General features: G+C 61.1%; 18 protein-coding genes. 10 read left to right on the forward strand and 8 right to left on the reverse strand.

Going from position 1 to position 20,493, the window contains the following annotated elements; genetic code table 11:
• The first annotated feature begins 14 nt into the window (after nt 1-14).
• The 6 genes from FXN63_RS18960 (at nt 15) to FXN63_RS18985 (ending at nt 6,931) form a co-directional block, all read left to right on the forward strand.
• A complete protein-coding gene (locus FXN63_RS18960) occupies nt 15-2,135 on the forward strand; it encodes a TonB-dependent receptor (RefSeq protein ID WP_187394952.1) in 2,121 nt (706 codons plus the stop codon).
• A 19-nt stretch (nt 2,136-2,154) separates the two neighbouring features.
• Nucleotides 2,155-3,084 (forward strand): ABC transporter substrate-binding protein, encoded by a 930-nt coding sequence (locus tag FXN63_RS18965; protein WP_222863940.1) that lies wholly within the window; start codon nt 2,155-2,157, stop codon nt 3,082-3,084.
• A 12-nt stretch (nt 3,085-3,096) separates the two neighbouring features.
• A complete protein-coding gene (locus tag FXN63_RS18970; protein WP_222863941.1) occupies nt 3,097-4,116 on the forward strand; it encodes a FecCD family ABC transporter permease in 1,020 nt (339 codons plus the stop codon).
• Nucleotides 4,103-5,152: a FecCD family ABC transporter permease gene (locus FXN63_RS18975; RefSeq protein WP_222863942.1), complete on the forward strand. Its 1,050-nt coding sequence runs from the start codon at nt 4,103-4,105 to the stop codon at nt 5,150-5,152. The genes FXN63_RS18970 and FXN63_RS18975 overlap by 14 nt, the downstream gene beginning before the upstream one ends.
• Nucleotides 5,153-5,270: 118 nt before the next feature.
• On the forward strand, nt 5,271-6,089 hold the full coding sequence (locus FXN63_RS18980) for an ABC transporter ATP-binding protein (protein ID WP_148816735.1): 819 nt from the start codon (nt 5,271-5,273) through the stop codon (nt 6,087-6,089).
• A 257-nt stretch (nt 6,090-6,346) separates the two neighbouring features.
• Nucleotides 6,347-6,931, forward strand: coding sequence for an IucA/IucC family C-terminal-domain containing protein (locus tag FXN63_RS18985; protein ID WP_222863943.1), 585 nt, complete (start codon nt 6,347-6,349; stop codon nt 6,929-6,931).
• A 207-nt stretch (nt 6,932-7,138) separates the two neighbouring features.
• On the opposite strand, the gene acs is transcribed toward FXN63_RS18985, so the two are convergent.
• The gene (acs, locus tag FXN63_RS18990; protein ID WP_148816737.1) at nt 7,139-9,118 is read right to left on the reverse strand and encodes an acetate--CoA ligase; all 1,980 of its coding nucleotides are present in this window, start codon (nt 9,116-9,118) and stop codon (nt 7,139-7,141) included.
• 292 nt (nt 9,119-9,410) lie between these two features.
• Here acs and FXN63_RS18995 point away from each other — a divergent pair, with 292 nt between their 5' ends.
• The 3 genes from FXN63_RS18995 (at nt 9,411) to FXN63_RS19005 (ending at nt 12,158) form a co-directional block, all read left to right on the forward strand.
• Nucleotides 9,411-10,025, forward strand: a complete 615-nt coding sequence (locus tag FXN63_RS18995; protein ID WP_246164890.1) for a YqhA family protein — start codon at nt 9,411-9,413, stop codon at nt 10,023-10,025.
• A gap of 270 nt (nt 10,026-10,295) precedes the next feature.
• Nucleotides 10,296-11,816, forward strand: coding sequence for a fumarate hydratase (locus FXN63_RS19000; protein WP_148816738.1), 1,521 nt, complete (start codon nt 10,296-10,298; stop codon nt 11,814-11,816).
• Nucleotides 11,817-11,903: 87 nt separating this feature from the next.
• Entirely contained in the window at nt 11,904-12,158 is a 255-nt protein-coding gene (locus tag FXN63_RS19005; protein WP_148816739.1) for a hypothetical protein, read from the forward strand.
• Nucleotides 12,159-12,261: 103 nt separating this feature from the next.
• On the opposite strand, the gene FXN63_RS19010 is transcribed toward FXN63_RS19005, so the two are convergent.
• From FXN63_RS19010 to FXN63_RS19025, 4 genes are all read right to left on the reverse strand, one after another.
• Nucleotides 12,262-13,020: a TerC family protein gene (locus FXN63_RS19010; RefSeq protein ID WP_148816740.1), complete on the reverse strand. Its 759-nt coding sequence runs from the start codon at nt 13,018-13,020 to the stop codon at nt 12,262-12,264.
• Between the two features lie 155 nt (nt 13,021-13,175).
• A complete protein-coding gene (locus FXN63_RS19015) occupies nt 13,176-14,477 on the reverse strand; it encodes an MFS transporter (protein WP_148816741.1) in 1,302 nt (433 codons plus the stop codon).
• Between the two features lie 96 nt (nt 14,478-14,573).
• On the reverse strand, nt 14,574-14,981 hold the full coding sequence (locus tag FXN63_RS19020) for a heme-binding protein (protein ID WP_148816742.1): 408 nt from the start codon (nt 14,979-14,981) through the stop codon (nt 14,574-14,576).
• 180 nt (nt 14,982-15,161) lie between these two features.
• Entirely contained in the window at nt 15,162-17,051 is a 1,890-nt protein-coding gene (locus FXN63_RS19025) for a propionate--CoA ligase (RefSeq protein WP_148816743.1), read from the reverse strand.
• Between the two features lie 101 nt (nt 17,052-17,152).
• On the opposite strand from FXN63_RS19025, the gene FXN63_RS19030 reads away from it, so the two are divergent.
• Nucleotides 17,153-17,851: a C40 family peptidase gene (locus FXN63_RS19030; protein ID WP_246164891.1), complete on the forward strand. Its 699-nt coding sequence runs from the start codon at nt 17,153-17,155 to the stop codon at nt 17,849-17,851.
• A gap of 143 nt (nt 17,852-17,994) precedes the next feature.
• Here the strand turns inward: FXN63_RS19030 and FXN63_RS19035 are convergent, their stop codons facing one another.
• The 3 genes from FXN63_RS19035 to FXN63_RS19045 all read right to left on the reverse strand — a co-directional run bounded on the left by FXN63_RS19035 (nt 17,995) and on the right by FXN63_RS19045 (nt 20,236).
• Entirely contained in the window at nt 17,995-18,387 is a 393-nt protein-coding gene (locus FXN63_RS19035; RefSeq protein WP_148816744.1) for a DUF2325 domain-containing protein, read from the reverse strand.
• A 143-nt stretch (nt 18,388-18,530) separates the two neighbouring features.
• Nucleotides 18,531-19,478 carry a CysB family HTH-type transcriptional regulator gene (locus FXN63_RS19040; protein ID WP_148816745.1) on the reverse strand — a complete coding sequence of 316 codons (948 nt, stop codon included), beginning with the start codon at nt 19,476-19,478 and terminating at the stop codon, nt 18,531-18,533.
• A 284-nt stretch (nt 19,479-19,762) separates the two neighbouring features.
• Entirely contained in the window at nt 19,763-20,236 is a 474-nt protein-coding gene (locus FXN63_RS19045) for a DUF2059 domain-containing protein (protein WP_148816746.1), read from the reverse strand.
• Between the last annotated feature and the right edge of the window lie 257 nt (nt 20,237-20,493).

The raw sequence follows: 20,493 nt of genomic DNA on the forward strand, positions 1-20,493 counted from the left end.
GTCAGGTAGCTGTCATGATGAAGCGTTTGACCTCCCGCGCGCGTACCCGCACCCTGCCACTACTGGCCATTGCCGTTCCGCTCCCTTTCACCGTCTACGCCCAGGAGCCGGCCCAACTGGAGACCGTGGTCGTGTCGGCAACACGGTCCAATATCACTACCGACAAGTCACCACAGACGGTGCAGGTGATCACGCAGGAACAGATCGAACAGCAACTGTCGATTTCCACCAATGCGTCAGACGTGCTCAGCAACCTGATTCCATCGTATACGCCCAGCCGGGGCAAGCTCACAGGCAGCGGCGAGACATTGCGAGGCCGCACCCCCCTGATTCTGATCGACGGCGTGCCGCAGTCCAACCCGATTCGCCCTACCGGCCGTGAAGTCCACACGATTGACTACAGCATGCTGGAACGCATCGAGGTGATCCAGGGTGCCAACGCGGTGAACGGCCTGGGTGCAACAGGCGGTGTCATCAACCTGGTGACCAAGCGCCCGGAAGACGGGACGCTGAACCAGCATATCGACGTGCAGATGACCATGCCCACCGAGCGCGTGGACGGCGATGGCCTGAGCTTGCGCACCACCTACGGCCTGAATGGCCGACAAGGCGCATGGGACTACCTGCTGTCCTTGAGCTACGACGATCAGGGTACGTATCGCGACGCCAAGGGCCGCTTGATCGGCGTGGACAACACGCAGGGCGACATGATGGATTCGCGCAGCTACGACGTGCTGGCCAAGCTGGGCTACCAGATCGACGGCAAGCAGCGTCTGCAGATGTCGGTGAACCGCTATCGCATCAAGAACAACGCTGACTACCTGAGCGTGACGGGCAATCGCCAGTTGGGCATTCCGACCACCTCACGCGAAGGCACGCCGCCCGGTTCGGCACCACGGAACGACGTGTGGACATCGAGCGTGAATTACCAGAATACCGACTTCGCGGGCATGGAATTGTCGGTAATGGCGTTCAATCAGGAATTCGAGGGTCTGTTCGGGGCCACCAACACGGCTACGTTCCAGGACGTGCGTTTCGCACCGCTCGGCACCTTGTACGACCAGAGCCGCTCAGTGGCATCGAAGTACGGCAGCAAAGTGACCTTGACCAAGTCGGACCTGATGGACCGCCGCCTGAAGCTGACAGGCGGCTTCGATACCTTGTTCGACAAGGGCAAGCAGGATTTGTACGGCACGGGCCGCACGTATGTGCCTGAATCCAAGTACAACAACCTGTCATTGTTCGGTCAGGCCGAATTCCAGTTGACCGATGCGCTGACCGTGCACGGCGGTGTGCGCCGCGAAGATGCTGAACTGAAGGTCGGCAGCTACCGCACCCTGGCTGCGAACAACGGCGTGCTGGTGGAAGGCGGCAAGATCGATTTCAAGGACACGGTCTATAACGCAGGCCTGGTGTACACGCCGGTGAAGGGCCTGAGCCTGTTCGGCAGCTATTCCGAAGGCTTTGGCATTCCTGACGTGGGCCGCACGCTGCGGTCGATCAACCAGCCGGGCCAGCGCATCGACAATCTGTCGGCGCTGCAGCCGATCATCACGGAAAGCAAGGAAGTCGGCGTGCGTGGGGCGCAGGGTGCGTTCGATGGCAGCCTGAGCTACTTCCAGTCGGACTCTGACCTGGGGGCCCGGGTAACCTCTGTGGGTGGCGTGTTCCTCACCGCACGTGAGAAGACGCGCATTCAGGGCGTGGATGCCTCGGTTGGCTTCAAGATCAACCCGCAGCACAAGGTGAAGCTGTCGTATGTGCATACGCGTGGCCGCTATGACAGTGACGAGAACGGCAGCCTGGATGCCAAGCTCGACGGCTTGAACGTGTCTCCAGACCGCGTGGTGGCAAGCTGGTCGGCGGACTGGTCGCGTGAAGTGTCCACCTACGTGCAAGTACAACACGCCTTCACCCGCAGCTTCGACGAATCGGCCAAGCATTTCAGTGGCTACACCCTGGTCGATGCCGCGCTGCGTTACCAACTGCCCAAGGGCGAACTCAAGTTCGCCATTGCCAACTTGTTCAACGAGGACTACATCACGTACTACTCGCAAAGCGCACTGGTCGAACCCGATCGTTATTTCGCAGGCCGCGGCCGCACCCTGACGATTGGCTACTCGCTGTACTTCTAAGGGACTGACTGCGCGTGCCTTGAATTCGCCTGCCCTGGCCGCGCAGCTTCCGCCCAATCACACACGCCGTCGGCTGATCACCGGCGGCGTGTTGCTGGCCGCCGCTGGCCGCTTGCATGCCGCTGATGCACGTGATGCGACCGCTGCCAGCCAGCGGGTGGCCACGCTGTACCAGGGCGCGACCGACATCGTGGTTGCGCTGGGTGTAAAACCTGCGGCCGTGGTGGAATCATGGAGCGAGCGGCCGACGTATCGGTATTTGCGCGATGCATTGAAGGGCAGCTTGCCGTTGGGCCTGGAGACGCAGCCCAGCCTGGAAGATTTGATCTATCTGCGCCCCACCCTGATTGTTGGCTCGCGTTTTCGGCATGCGCGCATCGAGCCACTGCTGGCGCGCATTGCACCTACCCTGATGCTGGACGATGTCTACGACTTCCGTACCGGCATGCGGGAAATCGGCCGGGCAATTGGTCGTTCCGCCTTGGCAGACCGTCTGCTTGCGGCGTTTGCCGATCGCACTGCACAGCTTCGTACACGCTTGGCTGCGAGCTTTGGTGCACGGTGGCCGTTGACCGTGTCGGTGCTGGACTTCCGTGACGACCATGTGCGCGCCTATCTGGAAAACAGCTATTCGGGCCTGATTCTGGGTCAGCTTGGCTTTGCGCGCATGCCAGTGCAGCGCGGGCCGACGCGGGTGATGGAGAAACTGGTGTCGGCCGAGCAGATTCCGGTGGCTGATGCGGACGTGTTTTTTGTATTGCAACGATCGGGCAGCGCTCAGGTGCAGCGCACCTTGCGTGCCTGGCAGGCGCACCCCTTGTGGACCACACTGCGCGCCCCGCGTGAGGGCCTGGTGTTCCCGGTGGACAACGTCAGCTGGAGCCTGGCGGGCGGTTTCCAGACCGCGCACAAGGTGCTGGACGATGTCGAACGGGTGCTGCTGACGTGATGTGGTGCTGACATGGCTTTTCCGAACATGAATCGCCCGGCTCGCCTTGCGCCCGCCGCCTGGTTGTTGCTGGCGGGCGTCTTGTGGCTGGTGATTGCGCTGGTCAGCCTGAGCACCGGACCGCTGCGCATTGCGCCACGCACGGTGATCGACGCCCTGTTGCACCACGACCCCAGCGTTGCGGAACATGTGGTGGTCACCACCACTCGCCTGTCGCGCCTGATGATTGCCACGCTGGTGGGTGCTGCGCTTGCCGTGGCAGGCGCACTGATGCAGGCCATGACACGCAACCCATTAGCCTCGCCAGGCCTGTTCGGCGTGAATGCCGGAGCGGTGCTGGCCATCGTGCTGGTGTCGTTGTACGTGGCCCTTTCGCCTGCCGCACTCATCACCGGCGCTGCATTTGCGGGCGCAGCGTTGGCCGGTGCCGCTGTACACCTGCTGGGCAATGCACGCCATGCAGGCCCGACAAGACTGGTGCTGGCAGGTGCCGCCATCACGGCCCTGTGCGTGGCCATCACCCAAGCCATTCTGATCGTGGACCAGGAAAGCCTGGACAACATTTTGTTCTGGCTCGCGGGTTCAACGTCTGCGCGTGACATGCGCGATGTATTGGGTTTGGTGCCAGTGTTGATCTTGGGCCTGATCGGTGCGCTGCTGCTTGCTCCACACCTGGATGTATTGGCAGCGGGCGATCAGGTAGCAGCCGGGCTGGGCCAGCGCATGGGTCGCATCAAAGCCGCGACCGGCCTGGCCGTGGTTTGCCTGGCTGGGGCTGCGGTATCGATGGCGGGCAGCATCGGCTTTATCGGCTTGATCGTGCCGCACCTGGCGCGTCGGCTGGTATCGCCCCGACATGGCTGGCTCTTGCCTGCCTGTGCGCTGTTTGGCGCAGTACTGCTGGTGGCGGCCGATGTACTGGCGCGTGCCACGGGCAGCATTCAGGAACTACCGATTGGTGTGCTGACGACGATAGTGGGTGTACCCGTGTTCATCGTGATGTTGCGGCGGGGTCAGCATGGCCGTGGCTGACATGCAGCGCGCGTGGCGCATCGGTGCGTTCTCGCGCTTGCCGCCCGGGCCGGCGCTCGGACGCCTGGCGGTGTTGATCGTGCTGCTGCTGGCGGTCGCGGTGTTGTCCCTGAGTGCGGGTCAGCACTGGCTGTCACCAGCAAAAGTATTCCAGGCCTTGACCGCACCAGGCCATGATAGCGACGCACTGGTGATCCATCTGCTTAGACTTCCCCGCGTCGTGCTTGCCCTGCTGGCCGGCGGCGCGCTTGGCGTAGCCGGACTGCTGCTGCAAACCCTGGTGCGCAATCCGCTGGCCTCGCCCGACCTGATGGGCGTGGGCCCGGGTGCGGCAGCAGCCGCCGTGCTGTTCCTGGCTTACGGTGCAGGGGTGGCTGCACCGAACTGGTTGCCGGTCGCCGCCATTGCCGGGGCGCTGACATGCGGCGCGGCGGTCTATGCACTGGCGTGGCGCGGCGGCGTGACGCCGGTGCGCCTGGTGTTGACCGGGGTGGCGGTGGCATCCCTGGCCAGCGCCGTCACCACCTTCGTGCTGGTGCGCGGACCGGCCAACGCCACCATGTCGGCTTATGTGTGGCTGACCGGCAGCGTGTTCGGCGCTACCTGGACCGACATCGGACGACTGGCCGCATGGCTCGCGCCACTGGCCATCGCCTTGGCGGTGCTGGCGCGTCATGCAGCCATCGCGGGCTTGGGCGACGCGCTTGCCCAAGGTCTGGGTCAGCGCGTGGAAGTCATGCGCGCTGTGTTGCTGACGGTTGCGGTTGCCATGGCAGGTGCGGCGGTATCCTGCACCGGGCCACTGGCGTTCACTGGCTTGATCGCACCGCACCTGGCACGCCGCCTGATCGGCCATTCCTTCGGCGTGGCGGCATGGGCCAGTGCGGCCATTGGCGGCCTGCTGGTGATGGTGGCCGATTTGGCAGGCCGTGTGCTGTTTGCCCCGCGCGATTTGCCGGCCGGCATTTTCGTGGCGGCGCTGGGCGCAGTCTTCTTTGTTCAATTGATGCTTCGTTCGCGTCATCGCGCCGACTGATCTACTTGATTTCCAGATACTTGCTTTCTATCTACCAGCCTCTTATTGACCTGTTTTCATCCATCCGATTCTTATCCGGCTGCTCTTTGCCTGACCACCGATTACCCATTTGCCTCAAATGACTGCATCGCCCGCTCCCCTTGCCTGCCAGAACCTGCACGTGCGCTACGACGCCGTGCCCGTGCTGCGCGGGCTTGACCTGAGCTTGCCTCCCGGTCGCATCACCGTGTTCGTGGGCAGCAATGGTTGTGGCAAAAGCACCTTGCTGAAAAGCTTCGCGCGCCTGCTCGCACCCAACCAGGGCACGGTGCTGCTCAATGGCCGCGACATTGCGCAGCAATCGTCAGCACAGGTGGCGCGCGAACTCTCGATGCTGCCGCAATCGTCCACGGCACCCGACGGACTGACCGTGCACGACCTCGTGCGTCTGGGGCGTTACCCCCACCAGAACTGGTTACGCCAGTGGTCCCGTGAAGACGAGACACAGGTGAACGCAGCCCTGCGCGACACCGGTCTGTCCGACCTGCGTGACCGTGCTGTCGATACCTTGTCGGGCGGCCAACGCCAGCGTGCCTGGATTGCGATGACACTGGCGCAAGACGCGCCCATCATGTTGCTGGATGAACCCACCACCTTCCTGGACCTGGCCCATCAGATCGACGTGCTGGATCTGGTAGACCGCTTGAACACCGAGCGAGACAAGACGGTCGTGATGGTGTTGCATGACCTGAATCTGGCGGCACGTTATGCCCATCACATGGTGGCTTTGCGCGAAGGCGTGGTGGTGGCAGCAGGTGCCCCGGCCGAGATCATGGATGCTGCGCTGGTGAAGCAGGTATTTGACTTGGACTGCCGCATCATCGCTGACCCGCTGTTCGGTACGCCGCTGTGCGTGCCCTTTGGCAAAGGGCGCCAACCCAGCCGCCCACAGCGATGATTTTTCGAGCAGCGCGTTGTAAAGCTGAAACTTCTCGAGCTGAAACCTTTCGGGCCGAGCTGAGCGCTGCGCAATGGGCACCGCTGACCGGCAAACTGGCACTGGCGCTGCCGGAGCCAGGCCGGGAATCATGGGAGTCGGGCAACCAGTCAAAAGGTGAATCACTAAGTGCCCTGTTCGACCCCACACGTTGCGCCGCGCTGCTGGATGAACTCGGCCCACGGATAGGCTCGCCATCACGCACGATCACGGCGTCGATGCTTGGCAAACGACATAGCTTTCTTGCCACGGGTGCAAGCCTGTACGCCATGTCGGTCTACAACCGTGCGTTTGACCTGTCCCCCGAAAACACCTGCGTCGACGTCACCCATGACGGCAAGCTGTGGCGTTCGCACTTGCGCCTGCGCACTCTGCATACATGCGCGGCCCCCGATGATGCGAATGCCCGTCACGCTTGGCGCGATACCGTGATTGCGCAGTTGTTCGCTCAGCATCTGGCACCGCTGTGGTCCAGCTTCTGTGCCGTGTCGCGCCTCGCGCCTCGCATCTTGTGGGAAAACATGGCGGTGCGCGTGTATTCCTTGTACGAAAGCCGCATGCCTGGCGACGCCACGCCAGCGCAACGCGCCCGCATCGACGCAGACTTCGCTTACTTGGTGAGCGAGGCCCCAGGCACGCTGTTCGGGCTGGATCACAACCCGCTTGCCCGTTACTTTCATTCGCTCACGCCGACGGTGGATGACGAAGACGGCACTCGTTTTCGCAAGACCTGCTGCCTGTACTACAAGCTGCCGTCTGGCGAGCTATGCAGCACCTGCCCGCTGTTGCGCAAGAAAGGCTGAAGGCGGTCTGTCTTGTTGCGTGCCCCCGACGGCATGATCACATCAATGCGAATACCAACAGAATCCTTCGGGCGATAAAAAACGCCGCCCGTCATCAGATGGTGACCGGGCGGCGTTTCATGGAAAGTCCAGCCTCATGTTCAAAAGCTCGAACGGCAGCCTCTTGAACGTTTGGGGCAAGACCCCGCTGAACCTAGCTGCAAACCTTCAAAGCGCCTTGCCCAGCTGATCAAGAATCGCCGGGTTCTCCAGCGTCGAGACATCCTGCGTCACGGTTTCACCCTTGGCCACCACACGCAGCAGACGCCGCATGATCTTGCCCGAGCGGGTCTTCGGCAGGTTGTCGCCGAAGCGGATTTCCTTGGGTTTGGCGATCGGGCCGATTTCGCGGCCGACCCATTCACGCAGGGTCTTGGCGATGGCCTTGGCTTCTTCGCCATCCGGACGCTCTTGCTTCAGCACCACAAAAGCCACCACGGCTTCGCCAGTCAAGTCGTCGGGACGCCCCACCACAGCGGCTTCAGCCACCAGCGGGTGTGCCACCAGCGCAGATTCCACTTCCATGGTGCCCAGACGGTGGCCCGACACGTTCAGCACGTCGTCGATGCGGCCCATGATCCAGAAATAGCCATCGGTATCGCGGTTCGCACCGTCACCTGCCAGGTAGTAGGTGCCGCCCAGTTCTTCCGGGTAATAGCTTTTCTTAAAGCGCTCCGGATCACCCCAGATGGTGCGGATCATGGCCGGCCACGGGCGCTTGACCACCAGGAAGCCGCCCTTGCCCAGTTCCACATCACCGCCAGTTTCATCAACGATGGCAGCGGCAATGCCTGGCAACGGCAAGGTGCACGAGCCCGGCTTGAGCGGCGTGACGCCCGGCAGCGGGGTAATCATGTGGCCACCGGTTTCGGTCTGCCACCAGGTATCGACGATCGGGCAACGCTCGCCGCCGACGTTTTTGTAGTACCACATCCAGGCTTCGGGATTGATCGGTTCCCCCACCGAGCCGATCAGGCGCAGCGAGCTGAGATCGTATTTGTCGGGATGATGGTCGGGCTGGTTGTCGGCTGCCTTGATCAGCGAGCGGATCGCCGTGGGCGCGGTGTAGAAGATCGACACCTTGTGGCGCGCGATCATGTCCCAGAAACGGCCAGCGTTCGGGTAGGTCGGCACGCCTTCGAAGATGACCTGCGTGGCACCTGCTGCCAGCGGGCCATAGGCGATATAGGTGTGGCCGGTGATCCAGCCCACGTCGGCCGTGCACCAGAACACATCGTCGGGCTTCAGGTCGAAGGTCCACTTCACCGTCAGTTGTGCCCACAGCAGGAAACCGGCCGACGCATGCTGTACGCCCTTGGGTTTGCCGGTGGAACCCGAGGTGTACAGGATGAACAGCGGGTGTTCGGCTTCGACCGGCACGGCGGGCGCGGTTTCTGGCTGGCCAGCGGTCACGTCGTGCATCCAGCGGTCGCGGCCTTCGTTCCACGCGACATTGCCGCCCGTGCGGCGATACACGATGACATTGGTGACAGCGTCGCAGCCGCCCATTGAGAAGGCTTCGTCCACAGCGGGCTTGAGCGGAATGGTCTTGCCACCACGAACCTGTTCGTCGGCGGTGATGACCAGCGTGGCCCCCACGTCGGCAATGCGTTCCTGCAGGCTCTTGGCCGAGAAACCGCCGAACACCACCGAGTGGATCACGCCCAGGCGGGCGCAGGCCTGCATGGCAACGACTGCCTCGATCGACATCGGCAGATAGATGATCGCGCGGTCACCCTTCTTGTAGCCAAGCGCGGCGATGCCGTTGGCGAACTGGGCGACACGGGCGTGCAGCGCACGATAGGTGACGCGTTCAGACGTGCCGTCATCGCGCTCGAAGATGATCGCGGTCTTGTCGGCGTTGCCGTTTTCCAGATGGCGGTCCAGGCAATTCCAGGACACATTCAGCGTGCCATCGTCAAACCACTTGTAGAACGGAGCCTGGCTTTCGTCGAGCGTGCGAGTGAAAGGCGTCGCCCAGCTCAGGTTTTCGCGCGCCAGTCGCGCCCAGAAGTTTTCCGGATCGTTCGTCGCCTCGGCGCACATGGCGTCGTAGGCAGCGCGGCCGGAGATATTGGCTTGCCCGACAAATGCGTCGGCAGGGGGGAATACGCGGTTTTCCGTCAACACTGAGTCGATGGTAGACATCGCAGCACATCCTTCTTCTGTGGTGAATATGAGGTCAGGGCTGCGGCCACGGTATCGGCAGCCGCTTACTTCAGGCTTACCAATCCGCCAGCCGGTCGCCGTCTGCTGGAAACCCCCAAGGGTACCGAAACCAGCGGCTGTCGCGGCTTGCAACGCAATATTCTTACTGCGGACAAACCCTGCCAACGTACAATCCGGGCCGCGCCGGTCCTTACATCGGCCTGACTTTTTGGTCGCCGGGAACGCCCGGCACCCTGTGAGCTGCGCTCGTCACCCCTGGAAATCTCTGTACATGTCGAAACCGTCGGCCCCGCTCGACCTGACGCGACCCATGCGTCCCCTGCCCCGCCTGATCTTCATGAGCCGCTGGCTGCAGCTTCCGCTGTACCTTGGCCTGATCCTGGCTCAGTGCGTTTACGTCTTCCACTTCTGGGTGGAACTGGTCCACCTGATCGAAGCCGCCTTCGGCAACACGGAAGCCGTGGCGCTGATCGCGCAGACCGTGCTGCCCACCGGGCCGGGACAGGTCGCGATGGCCGTACCGACCAAACTGTCGGAAACCACCATCATGCTGGTGGTGCTGGGCCTGATCGACGTGGTGATGATCTCGAACCTGCTGATCATGGTGATCGTGGGCGGCTACGAAACCTTCGTGTCGCGCATGCATCTTGAACAGCACCCGGACCAGCCGGAATGGCTGTCGCATGTGAATGCGTCGGTGCTAAAGGTGAAGCTGGCCACGGCCATCATCGGGATTTCGTCGATCCACCTGCTGAAGACTTTCATCAACGCGGCGCATTACGACGTGAAGACACTGGTCGCGCAGACCGGCATTCACACCGTGTTCCTGATTTCGGCAATGGCAATTGCGATGTGCGATCGCTTGCTGGCGGTGGAAAAGCACTGAAAGCACTGAAAGCAGTGAGTACACGCTGCGATCAAGACCTGTATTGACCAGACTCATGCCTTGCCGGGCGTGTCTGGCAGACAGATGACTGGCCCGCCTCAAGCGGGCCTTTTTATTGGCTGGCGAGGCCGCAAAAACGGGCTATCAGGTGCAACACCGACAGTTGATTGAGAGTGCTTCTCAGTACCGATTTTCTGCGTCCGGCAGCCATCCCAAACCGGCTTACACTGACGCCCGTCGCTTATCCCCCCTCGTCAGCCGGACACCGTCATGACCACCGTAATCAAGGAAGAAGACCTTATCCAGTCGATCGCTGATGCTGTGCAGTTCATCAGCTATTACCATCCGCTGGACTACATTCGCCACCTGGCGCGCGCTTACGAGCGTGAAGAAAGCCCCGCCGCCAAGGACGCCATCGCGCAGATCCTGACCAACTCGCGCATGTGCGCCGAGGGCAAGCGTCCGATCTGCCAGGACACGGGCATCGTCAATGTGTTCCTGAAAGTGGGCATGAATGTCCGCTTCGATTCCTGTAAGAGCTTGCAGGATATTTGCGACGAAGGCGTTCGTCGCGGCTACCTGAATCCGGACAACAAGCTGCGCGCGTCCGTCTTGGCCGATCCGCACTTCGAGCGCAAGAACACCCGTGACAACACGCCCTGTGTGGTCAGCGTCGAGCTGGTGCCCGGCGATGTGGTGGATGTGCAGGTCGCGGCCAAGGGCGGCGGCTCGGAAAACAAGACCAAGTTCGTGATGCTGAACCCGAGCGACTCGCTGGTCGACTGGGTGCTGAAGACCGTCCCGACCATGGGTGCCGGCTGGTGCCCGCCGGGCATGCTGGGCATCGGTATTGGCGGTACCGCAGAAAAGGCCATGCTGATGGCCAAGCAGTCGTTGATGGAAGACATCGACATGTACGAGCTGCTGCAACGCGGTCCGCAGAACAAGCTGGAAGAGCTGCGCATCGAGCTGTACGAGAAGGTCAATGCGCTGGGTATCGGCGCGCAGGGCCTGGGCGGTCTGACCACCGTGCTGGACATCAAGATCAATATGTTCCCGACGCACGCGGCGTCCAAGCCGGTTGCGATGATCCCGAATTGCGCCGCTACGCGCCACGCGCACTTCACGCTTGACGGCTCGGGCGCTGCCCGCCTGGACCCGCCGTCGCTGTCTGAATGGCCGGATGTGAAGTGGGCACCGGACTACAACAAGTCCAAGCGCGTTGACCTGGACACGCTGACCAAGGAAGAAGTGGCGTCTTGGCAGCCGGGCCAGACCTTGCTGCTGTCGGGCAAGATGCTGACCGGCCGCGATGCTGCGCACAAGCGTATCCAGGAAATGCTGGCACGCGGCGAGAAGCTGCCGGTGGACTTCACCAACCGCGTGATCTACTACGTGGGTCCGGTCGATCCGGTGCGTGACGAGGCCGTGGGCCCGGCAGGCCCGACCACGGCTACCCGCATGGACAAGTTCACCGACATGATGCTGGCCCAGACCGGCCTGATCTCGATGGTGGGCAAGGCTGAACGTGGTCCGGTTGCGATCGAGGCAATCCGCAATCACAAGTCGGCTTACCTGATGGCGGTGGGCGGCGCGGCTTATCTGGTGTCGAAGGCGATTCGTCAGGCCAAGGTCGTTGGCTTCGAAGACCTGGGCATGGAAGCGATCTACGAGTTCGAGGTCCTGGACATGCCGGTGACCGTGGCAGTGGATTCGACCGGTACGTCGGTGCACAACACCGCGCCGAAGATCTGGCAGGCAAAGATCGGCAAGATTCCGGTCATTGCCTGATTGGTGTCGTGACAGGCCGATGCGGCCCATTACGACAGCGCCGCAGCCTGGTTGCGGCGTTTGTCTCTCTTTTTTCTAGGCATTCCGATGAAAGACCAAGTCGCGCAGGATCTGCTGGAAGTCTCCAAAGAGCTGGCCAAGACCGTTGAGCTGCTCAACGCGACGGTAGCTCGCAATGACGCGTTGCTGTTTGCGTTGGCCGATGCGGCCTTCAGCGTGGACGACGATGTGTTGCCGAAGACCCTGTCGTGGCTGCGCCGCCATGCCGACAGCGAACCCGAGGGCAGCTTGCTGCGCGAGGGGTCGATCGAGGCAATCAAGGCGCTGGGATTCGAGCCTTGAAAAGATAACGGGGGTGACGCCAAAAGCGTCACCCCCGTTTTTTTACCCCGGTCTGCAAGCCGTTCCGGTTATCCCGGCACGGCTTCATGCGGTCAGATGTCGATCACGCCCCGGCGACCGGCGGCTTCTTCTTGCTCGACGCACGTCGCGCGAACAGATTCAGCAATTCAACCAGGCCCGAGAACGCCATTGCTGCGTACACGTAGCCCTTGGGCACATGGGCACCAAAGCCTTCGGCAATCAGCGTCATGCCGATCATCACCAGGAAGCTGAGCGCCAGCATGACCACGGTGGGATTGCGTTCGATGAACGCCGACAGCGGATTGGCAGCGACCAGCATCACGACCACGGCAAAGATCACGGCGATGAACATGATTGGCACGTGTTCGGTCATGCCAACGGCGGTGATGATGCTGTCGATCGAGAACACCAGGTCAAGCACCAGAATTTGCGCAATCGCGGCCGCAAAGCTGGGTACCACGGCCTTCTTGCCTTCAAACATGTCGCCCTCTTGCGGGGGATCGACATGGTGATGGATTTCCTTGGTGGCTTTCCACACCAGGAACAGACCACCGGCGATCAGGATCATGTCACGCCATGACAGGCCCTTGCCGAAGATCTCGAAGACCGGCTGAGTCAGCTGAACGATGAAGGCAACCGTACCGAGCAAGGCCAGACGCAGGAACAGCGCCATGCCGATACCCAGCATGCGCGCGCGCTTCTGTTGATGCGCGGGCAGCTTGTTGGTCAGGATCGAGATGAAAACCAGGTTGTCGATGCCAAGCACGACTTCCATCGCGATCAGCGTCACGAGCGCCACCCAGGCAGCGGGCTGCTGGGCGAGCGAGATGAGGTAATCCACTATTTACTCCGGGGCAGATACAGCGTGGGCGCTGCGAGCATCGGAGTTTGCCTGTCAGCTTGCAGTCAGGCTAGTGAAGGCTGCGCTAACAGGTGTGATTAAGGTAACAAAGCCCGCAACAGCGGGCTTTTCGGTGGTTTTTCCTGTCAATCCTGTCAGCTGATCTGCTTGGCCAGGGCTGCGCCGCGCACCATGTCGATCTTGCGTAACACCAATAGCCCGAAGACGAAGAAGACGCCGGTGATGAGAATTGCCAAGCGGTGATTGCCGCCCGTTACCCAGGTCACCAGGCCGTAGGTGATCGGTCCGATGATCGAGGCCAGCCGCGTGGCGAATCCCCACAGCGCAAAGAACTCGGTCACGCGTGCCGTGGGGGCCAATGCGCCGATCATGGCGCGCCCGGCGCTCTGGCTGGACCCCATGCAGATGCCCGCCAGGCCTGCGGCAATCCAGAAACCGATGTCGGCGGTTGCGAAGTAGGCCATCAACACCATGGCGATCCAGCCGAACAAGGTCAGCGCCAGAGTGGTTCGATGGCCGATCCGGTCTTGCAGATAACCGAATCCGAAGGCACCCAGCGTGGCACTGATGTTCACCAGGAACACCAAGGTCATGATCTGGGGTGCTGAAAAGCCCATTTCCTGCTCGGCATAGACGGCCGCCAGGGTGATCACCACCGCAATGCCTGCCTGATACCAGACGCCGCAGATCAGCAGGCGGCGGAAATCCGGGTAGTGGTGCGTGTCACGCCAAGACACCAGCAGTTGCCGGAACACGCCTTTTACCGGGGCGACTGCGCCGGCTGCGCGCTGCGGGCTGGCCCGTTCACGCAGCACCAGGAACACCGGCAAGGCGGCCACGGCAAATACCCCGGCCGTGAGCAACATGGTGACCGGCACGAAGTCGGCCGGCCCGCGCCCGACCTCTTGCGCAGACAAGACCACCGCGAGCGACAATCCCAGCGTCAACATGCCGCCCAGATAACCGAAGCTCCAGCCCCAGCCGGATACGCGGCCCAGGGCCTCGGGCCGGGCCAGTTCCGGCAGGAACGCGCCTGCGACCGACTCCCCGACGCTGAACGCCACGTTGGAGATGATGATGGCCGCCACCGCCAGCCAGATATCGCCCGGCCCGACCAGCGCAAGCGCGGTGGTGGCGATCACGCAGCCCGTCGTGCTGATCAGCAGCAAGCGTTTTTTAGCCGCCCGCGCATCCGCCCAGGCACCCAGCGCGGGCATCGCCAGCATGACGATCAGATAGGACGCAGACAGCGCTGCCGTCCAGGCCAAGGTGGCCCAGTCGGCATTGCCCGCCACGACGCCTACGAAGTAGGCGTTGAACACCGCCGTCAGTACCACCGTCGTGTAGCCGGAGTTGGCGAAGTCAAACAGTGCCCAGGCACCGACTTCGCGCGGGCGCACGCCCGGATTCAGGGCGTCGCGTATCCAAGGTTTCATGCAATCCAACCAGTCATGGTCATGCTCGCAACGGCCCCGCGCACCGAGGCGGAAAAAAGCGGGCGATCCTGAGTCAAGTGCTCAGGCGGTCTTGGCTCAGCCCTTGGTCAGCGCGTCGATGCCAGCCTTGGCGATCTGCGCATCTTCCACCGACTTCACACCCGACACGCCGACTGCGCCTACCACGTGGCCGTCGATCACGATCGGCACGCCGCCTTCCAGGAAACCGTTGAACGGCGCGGTCAGGAATGCATGACGGCCGTTGTTGATGATGTCCTCATAGACCTTGGTTTCCTTGCGGCTGATCGCCGAGGAATTGGCCTTGGCCTGGCAGATCTGTGCCGACATGGCAGACGCGCCATCCAGACGCTGGAAGGCCAGCAGATGGCCGCCGTCGTCCACGATGGCAATCGACACCGGCCAGCTGTTGCGCAGCGCTTCGGCTTCGGCGGCATTGGCGATGATCTTGACGTCGGCGGCGCTGAGGTAAGGCTTGGTCGGCATTGAATGCTTCCTGGAAAAGTTGAAAGTCGCTTCCGGTCTGGAAACGAGAAAGGCGATTCTACCGGGAGCTTGTGGTGGGTGGCGGGCGGCTGTTCAGGAACAGCCACCCGCTAATTTGAATAGGCTTGCCGCAGCTTCGGCACCAGGCATCCCGAAGCTACCGCAACATCCGTGTAAAACTCACCCCACCGCCGCCTGAATCTGCGCCAGCGCTGCGGGGTCTTCCATCGTCGTCACATCCCCCGGTGCCCTGCCCTCGCATACGGCCTGGATCACGCGGCGCAGTACCTTGCCTGAACGTGTCTTCGGCAAGGCGGTGACGAAATAGACGCGCGCCGGGCGCGCGACTGCGCCCAGTTGCTGATCAACTTGCCGCATGATTTCTGCTTCGTGGGCCGATCGCTGTGCTTCGGATTCGATCACGGTGGTGTTCTTCAAGACCGCAAAGGCCACGGCTACTTGCCCCTTCAGGGCATCCGCAATGCCCACCACGGCGCATTCGGCGATGTTCGAATGGCTGCTGATCGACTCTTCGATCTCGCGTGTGCCCAGCCGGTGCCCCGCCACGTTGATCACGTCGTCGGTACGGCCCAGGATGAACCAGTAGCCGTCCTTGTCTACCAATCCCCAATCGAAGGTCGAATACACCTGCTGGTTCGGAATCGATGAAAAGTAGGTGTCGACGAAGCGCTGGTCGTCGCCCCACAGCGTGCTGAGCGCGCCGGGTGGCAAGGGCGGGACGATGGCGACCACGCCTTTTTCGCCGGCCGGCAATTCTTCACCCGTGCTTTCATTGAACACACGCACGTCAAAACCGATCACCGGGAAGGACGGACTGCCGAACTTCAAGGGCGTCTGTTCGATGCCGGGCTGTGCCGACAGAATCGGCCAGCCGCTTTCGGTCTGCCAGTAGTTGTCGATCACTGGCTTGCCCAGGCCTTGTGAAATCCAAGTGGCGGTGGGTTCGTCCAGGGGTTCACCGGCCAGGTAAAGGGCACGCAGGCTGGACACGTCGTGGCGGGACAGCAGCGCCGGGTCTTGCTTCTTCAAGACACGGATGGCGGTCGGCGATGAGAACAGCACATTGACGCGTTCTTGTTCCACCAGCTTCCACAAGATCGCACCGTCGGGACGCACGGGCGTGCCTTCATACAGCACGGTTGCCATGCCGCTCAATAAGGGTCCATACACAATATAAGAATGGCCAACGACCCAGCCGATGTCGCTGGTGCAAAAGAAGGTGTCGCCCGCCTTGCACTGGAACACGTAGTCCATCGAGGTTGCCAGCGCGACTGCGTAGCCACCGGTGTCTCGTTGAACGCCCTTCGGTTTGCCCGTCGTACCCGATGTATACAGTATGTAACTCGGCTCGGACGATTCCAGCCAGGCAACGGGCACCTCTGCGCCCAGATGACGCGCTCGCAGCGCGGCGTAATCGTGGTCGCGGCCGGCCACTTTCTGGAACGCGGCCAGTTGGCGATCGACCATCACCACCGCTCTTGGCGGGTGCTGACTACGGGCGATGGCATCGTCCAGCAGCGGCTTGTAGGGAAGGATTTTTCCGGCGCGAGAGCCCGCATCGGCAGAAACGATCACATCTGGACGCGCGTCGTCGATGCGGTTGGCCAGACTGACGGCGGCGAATCCGCCGAAGACAACCGAGTGCACGGCACCGATTCGCGCGCAGGCCAGCATGGTGAAAACGGCCTCGGGAATCATCGGCATATAGATCAACACACGATCGCCGCGCCCAACCCCGAGTTCTACCAGCCCGGCCGCGACCGCTTGAACCTCTGCCAGTAACTCGGCGTAACTGTAACGATTCTCTCGCTCGACTTCCGTGGAGTGCCAAATCAGTGCCGTATGCTCGGGTTGCTTTTTTGCCCACCGATCAACCGCGTTGAAACACAGGTTGGTCCGTCCCCCGACAAACCACTGCGAAAACGGTGGTCGAGAGGCATCTACAACATCCGTAAACGGCGTCTCCCAATGGATTCGGGCGGCTTCGGCAGCCCAGAATTCGTCCCGTTCGTTGATCGATTGACGATGTGCGCGGTGATACTGATTCATGCAATCTCCCGTGAGATCCGCTGCTGTTACGTGTTTTTGTTACCCTTTTGACGGCTTTTTTTGTAGTATTACTTTTTTAGCGCGATCGTGAGAGCCACCGGATGACTTTGCCGCTTGCCCGTACCCTTGCCATCCTGGCGCTGTGCGCTGCCCCTCTGGCACATGCTCAGGAAATCATGGAGTTCGGCAATGCCGCTCCCCGCAACCTCCACGAACCCCTGATTGCGGACCCAACCGGTCCCAAACTGAATCGCCCCAGCAACACAAACAAACAGCCGATTTCGCTTGACCGCCCGCTGGCCCGACCGGACATGACGGTCAAGCCGGACATGCTGAGCCTCAAGCCTGACCTGATGAGCATTCTGCCGCAGGAGCTCAGCGCCGACGACGGGGATGACCCCATGGTTGACGGCACCGCTGAACTGGCCTTGCGCGCCGTGCAGTACCTGGGCATCCCCTACCGCCGTGGCGGCACCGGCCCCACTGGCTTTGATTGCAGCGGCCTGGTGCGATTTGTATTCGGCGAAGTCCTGGGTCTGAAACTTCCGCACCGCGCGGAAGAAATCGTGAACATGGGCCAGGAACTGAAGAGCAAAGACCTGGAGCCGGGCGATCTGGTGTTCTACAACACCATGGGCCGCCGCAATTCCCACGTTGGCATCTATCTCGGCGACAACCGATTCGTCCACGCACCGTCCAGCGGTGGCGTCGTGCGTATCGAAAGCATGGAACTCGCCTACTGGAAGAAGCGCTTCAACGGTGCCCGCCGCATTGACGTAGCGTCGCTGTCTTCTCGCTGAACATGCAGCACAGATGCGCCGCTTCAGCAGCGGCGCGGTACTGATCCAGTCCCCTTCAGTACCAACGCAAAAAAGCGCTCTGCATGAGCGCTTTTTTTATTCATCGCTGATCGGTATCGGCAGGCAATGCCCGCCAGCAGGAATCAGTGGTGCGTCACGTGCTGGTGACGTCGCGAGGTCGGTCCACTGATCACGGCTTCCTTCATGCCATCTTTCGGACACGCGCCCGGCACGCCTTGGCACAGTCCACAGTTCTCGAGCGCTTGCTGCATGCTGCAGACCGAACGGCGGCATGCCACCACCTTGATTCCCGAGCGCTGCGCAGCCTGTCGGAAGGCTTTCATCACATTGTGACCGAGGAAGTCGGTCAACAGAATCACCAGTTCCGTGCCCGAGGGCAGGTTCAAGGTTTTCTTCTGATGTGAGGGATCACGACCGCTGATGTGGTGCGTGATCGCAATGTTGTGCCCCTTGAGCAGATCGGGGATATTGCCAAGCCGATCCGCCCCGACGATGACTGCGCTGACTGATTGCATGCCTATTACCCCGATAGCTGAACTCAATAGACTCAAATGATAAATGTTCTCATTCAATAGTCAATAAGAATAAGAACGTATCTCATTTAATTACAATTAAGACAGGCTGGGTCAGGCATCCGAACGCGTGAAAACCCCATGGCTCATACGTTTTCTGGGGGTTTGATGGCAGATTGGATAACATCACGCGTCAGGCTGGGGGCCAGCAATTCCAGGAAGGTGTACACATAGTCGCGCAGGAAAACGCCCGACTTCACGCCGACCCGGGTGGTATGCAGGCCAAACAGGCGTCCAACGGGAATGCCTACCAAGCGATCGTCACGCTCTGGGTCAAACGCCATGCCGGCAATGATCCCTACCCCCATGCCAAGTTCGACATAGGTCTTGATCACATCGGCGTCGATGGCTTCCAGCACGACATCGGGGTGCAGGTTCTTGGCAGCAAACGCTTGGTCGATTGCCGTCCGGCCCGTGAAGGCGCGGTCGTAAGTCACCAGGGGATGTTCGGCCAGTTGCTCCAGCGTCAGCTCGTTGGCTTGTGCCTGTGTCAGCTGCGCCAGCGGATGGCTGTGCGCCACCACCAGAATGTGCTCCCAGCTGTAGCACGGCAGCGTCGCCAGGCCTGGTGTCAGGGCCAGTGACTCGGTGGCGATTGCCACATCGGCCTGCTCGGTCAGCACCATCTCGGCCAATTGCGCCGGCGTACCTTGCATCAGCGACAAGTGCACCTTGGGGAACTGCGCACGGAAAGCGGGGATCACCTTCGGCAAGGCGTAACGCGCCTGGGTGTGCGTGCACGCAACCACAAGGCCACCTTCGTCACGGCGCGCGAATTCGTCGCTGACCTTACGCAGGTTGTCGATCTCGCGCATGATGCGGTCAACAATCTGGGACACGGCCACGCCGGGCTTGGTCAGCCCCTTGATGCGTTTGCCGTGGCGTTCGAAAATTTTCACGCCCAGTTCGTCTTCAAGCTCGATGATGGCCTTGGACACGCCGGGCTGCGAGGTGAAGAGCATCCGCGCAGCTTCGGTCAAGTTGAAGTCACGCCGGACGGTTTCGCGGACGAATTTGAATTGCTGGAGGTTCATGGCTAGCCACTATCGAAAAACGTTCAGCTGGCGCCCAACATGGACGCTGCGGCAGAATTTGATTCTAAGTTATAAGCAAGCCAATCTTTATTCTATCTAGCTATGTAGATAAAACCGTGGCGAATTGCGTCAACGATTCGCTATGCAGAACGAGAGCCTGGAGGAACAGTGCGATGCAGCCCTTTCTGCTTCTTAGGTAACAAGGGTCTGCGTTGAGAAAAGCCGCCGTGATGTCTCGCACTCACGACATTGCCCGAACCACACCTCGCAAATCCTCAACAAGACTAGCTCCGCGACTTGGCCATCGCCCTGCCCAGCACCTCGGTGACGAACTCTTTGAGCACGGGTTTGGTGGCGGCACTGATATCCTGCTCAATGACAGTTTGCTTCTGCACGAACTTTGCCCTGTGTGCCGATGCTCCCCCTTCTGCAGTCAGCGACGACAACTCCTGAGCAGTGAAATGCTTGGCGAATACGTTGGCCAAACTTCGTTCCCAGCGTGTCAGATAAACATCAATCCGTGCATTGAATTCATCGGAAACCAGGCGTTTCGCTTTGACTGCACCGAGCTGCTGAACCAAGCCCATATAAGGTGCCGATTCCTCGATCAGGCCACGAGCTGTAGTTTCGAAGTTATGCCCCAAGCGCTGCTTCGTCACGAACGAATAAGCGGCATCCTGTGCAGAATTTGCGCTCGACACCGCCGGAAAGATATTGATCGCAGCAAACAGAACAATCGTCAGGAGATTTTTCAGCATGCCGAAGTTGCCTGATTAGGAGGAATAGGCCGACGCTTCGTGCCGTTTACGCTGGCGCGATCACACATCGAGACATGCTTATCCTAGACCACTCTTTTCATCAGACACAGGCTAACTGCGCACTCGCAAAAACTGAATCAAACAGTTCTGTCGATTCATGAGAAACGCTTGATTTTCGGGTGTTTCCACCGCAAGGCGGGAATATGTCCGGGCCTTGGAATCTGGCCCTCTTCCCATCTTTCTCAGGAAGAGGACCA

This window comes from Pigmentiphaga aceris (assembly GCF_008119665.1).
In the GTDB taxonomy this organism is placed as follows: Bacteria; Pseudomonadota; Gammaproteobacteria; order Burkholderiales; family Burkholderiaceae_B; genus Pigmentiphaga; species Pigmentiphaga aceris.

Bases quoted from the DNA above. Each gene is read 5' to 3' on its own strand.
- FXN63_RS18980 (WP_148816735.1), top strand. From the start codon at position 5,271: ATGACTGCATCGCCCGCTCCCCTTGCCTGCCAGAACCTGCACGTGCGC.
- FXN63_RS19005 (WP_148816739.1), top strand. From the start codon at position 11,904: ATGAAAGACCAAGTCGCGCAGGATCTGCTGGAAGTCTCCAAAGAGCTG.
- FXN63_RS18970 (WP_222863941.1), top strand. From the start codon at position 3,097: ATGGCTTTTCCGAACATGAATCGCCCGGCTCGCCTTGCGCCCGCCGCC.
- FXN63_RS19025 (WP_148816743.1), bottom strand. From the start codon at position 17,051: ATGAATCAGTATCACCGCGCACATCGTCAATCGATCAACGAACGGGAC.
- FXN63_RS19040 (WP_148816745.1), bottom strand. From the start codon at position 19,478: ATGAACCTCCAGCAATTCAAATTCGTCCGCGAAACCGTCCGGCGTGAC.
- FXN63_RS18995 (WP_246164890.1), top strand. From the start codon at position 9,411: ATGTCGAAACCGTCGGCCCCGCTCGACCTGACGCGACCCATGCGTCCC.
- FXN63_RS19030 (WP_246164891.1), top strand. From the start codon at position 17,153: ATGACTTTGCCGCTTGCCCGTACCCTTGCCATCCTGGCGCTGTGCGCT.
- FXN63_RS18975 (WP_222863942.1), top strand. From the start codon at position 4,103: ATGGCCGTGGCTGACATGCAGCGCGCGTGGCGCATCGGTGCGTTCTCG.
- FXN63_RS19015 (WP_148816741.1), bottom strand. From the start codon at position 14,477: ATGAAACCTTGGATACGCGACGCCCTGAATCCGGGCGTGCGCCCGCGC.
- FXN63_RS18960 (WP_187394952.1), top strand. From the start codon at position 15: ATGATGAAGCGTTTGACCTCCCGCGCGCGTACCCGCACCCTGCCACTA.
- FXN63_RS19020 (WP_148816742.1), bottom strand. From the start codon at position 14,981: ATGCCGACCAAGCCTTACCTCAGCGCCGCCGACGTCAAGATCATCGCC.
- FXN63_RS19045 (WP_148816746.1), bottom strand. From the start codon at position 20,236: ATGCTGAAAAATCTCCTGACGATTGTTCTGTTTGCTGCGATCAATATC.
- acs (WP_148816737.1), bottom strand. From the start codon at position 9,118: ATGTCTACCATCGACTCAGTGTTGACGGAAAACCGCGTATTCCCCCCT.
- FXN63_RS19000 (WP_148816738.1), top strand. From the start codon at position 10,296: ATGACCACCGTAATCAAGGAAGAAGACCTTATCCAGTCGATCGCTGAT.
- FXN63_RS18985 (WP_222863943.1), top strand. From the start codon at position 6,347: ATGCTTGGCAAACGACATAGCTTTCTTGCCACGGGTGCAAGCCTGTAC.
- FXN63_RS19035 (WP_148816744.1), bottom strand. From the start codon at position 18,387: ATGCAATCAGTCAGCGCAGTCATCGTCGGGGCGGATCGGCTTGGCAAT.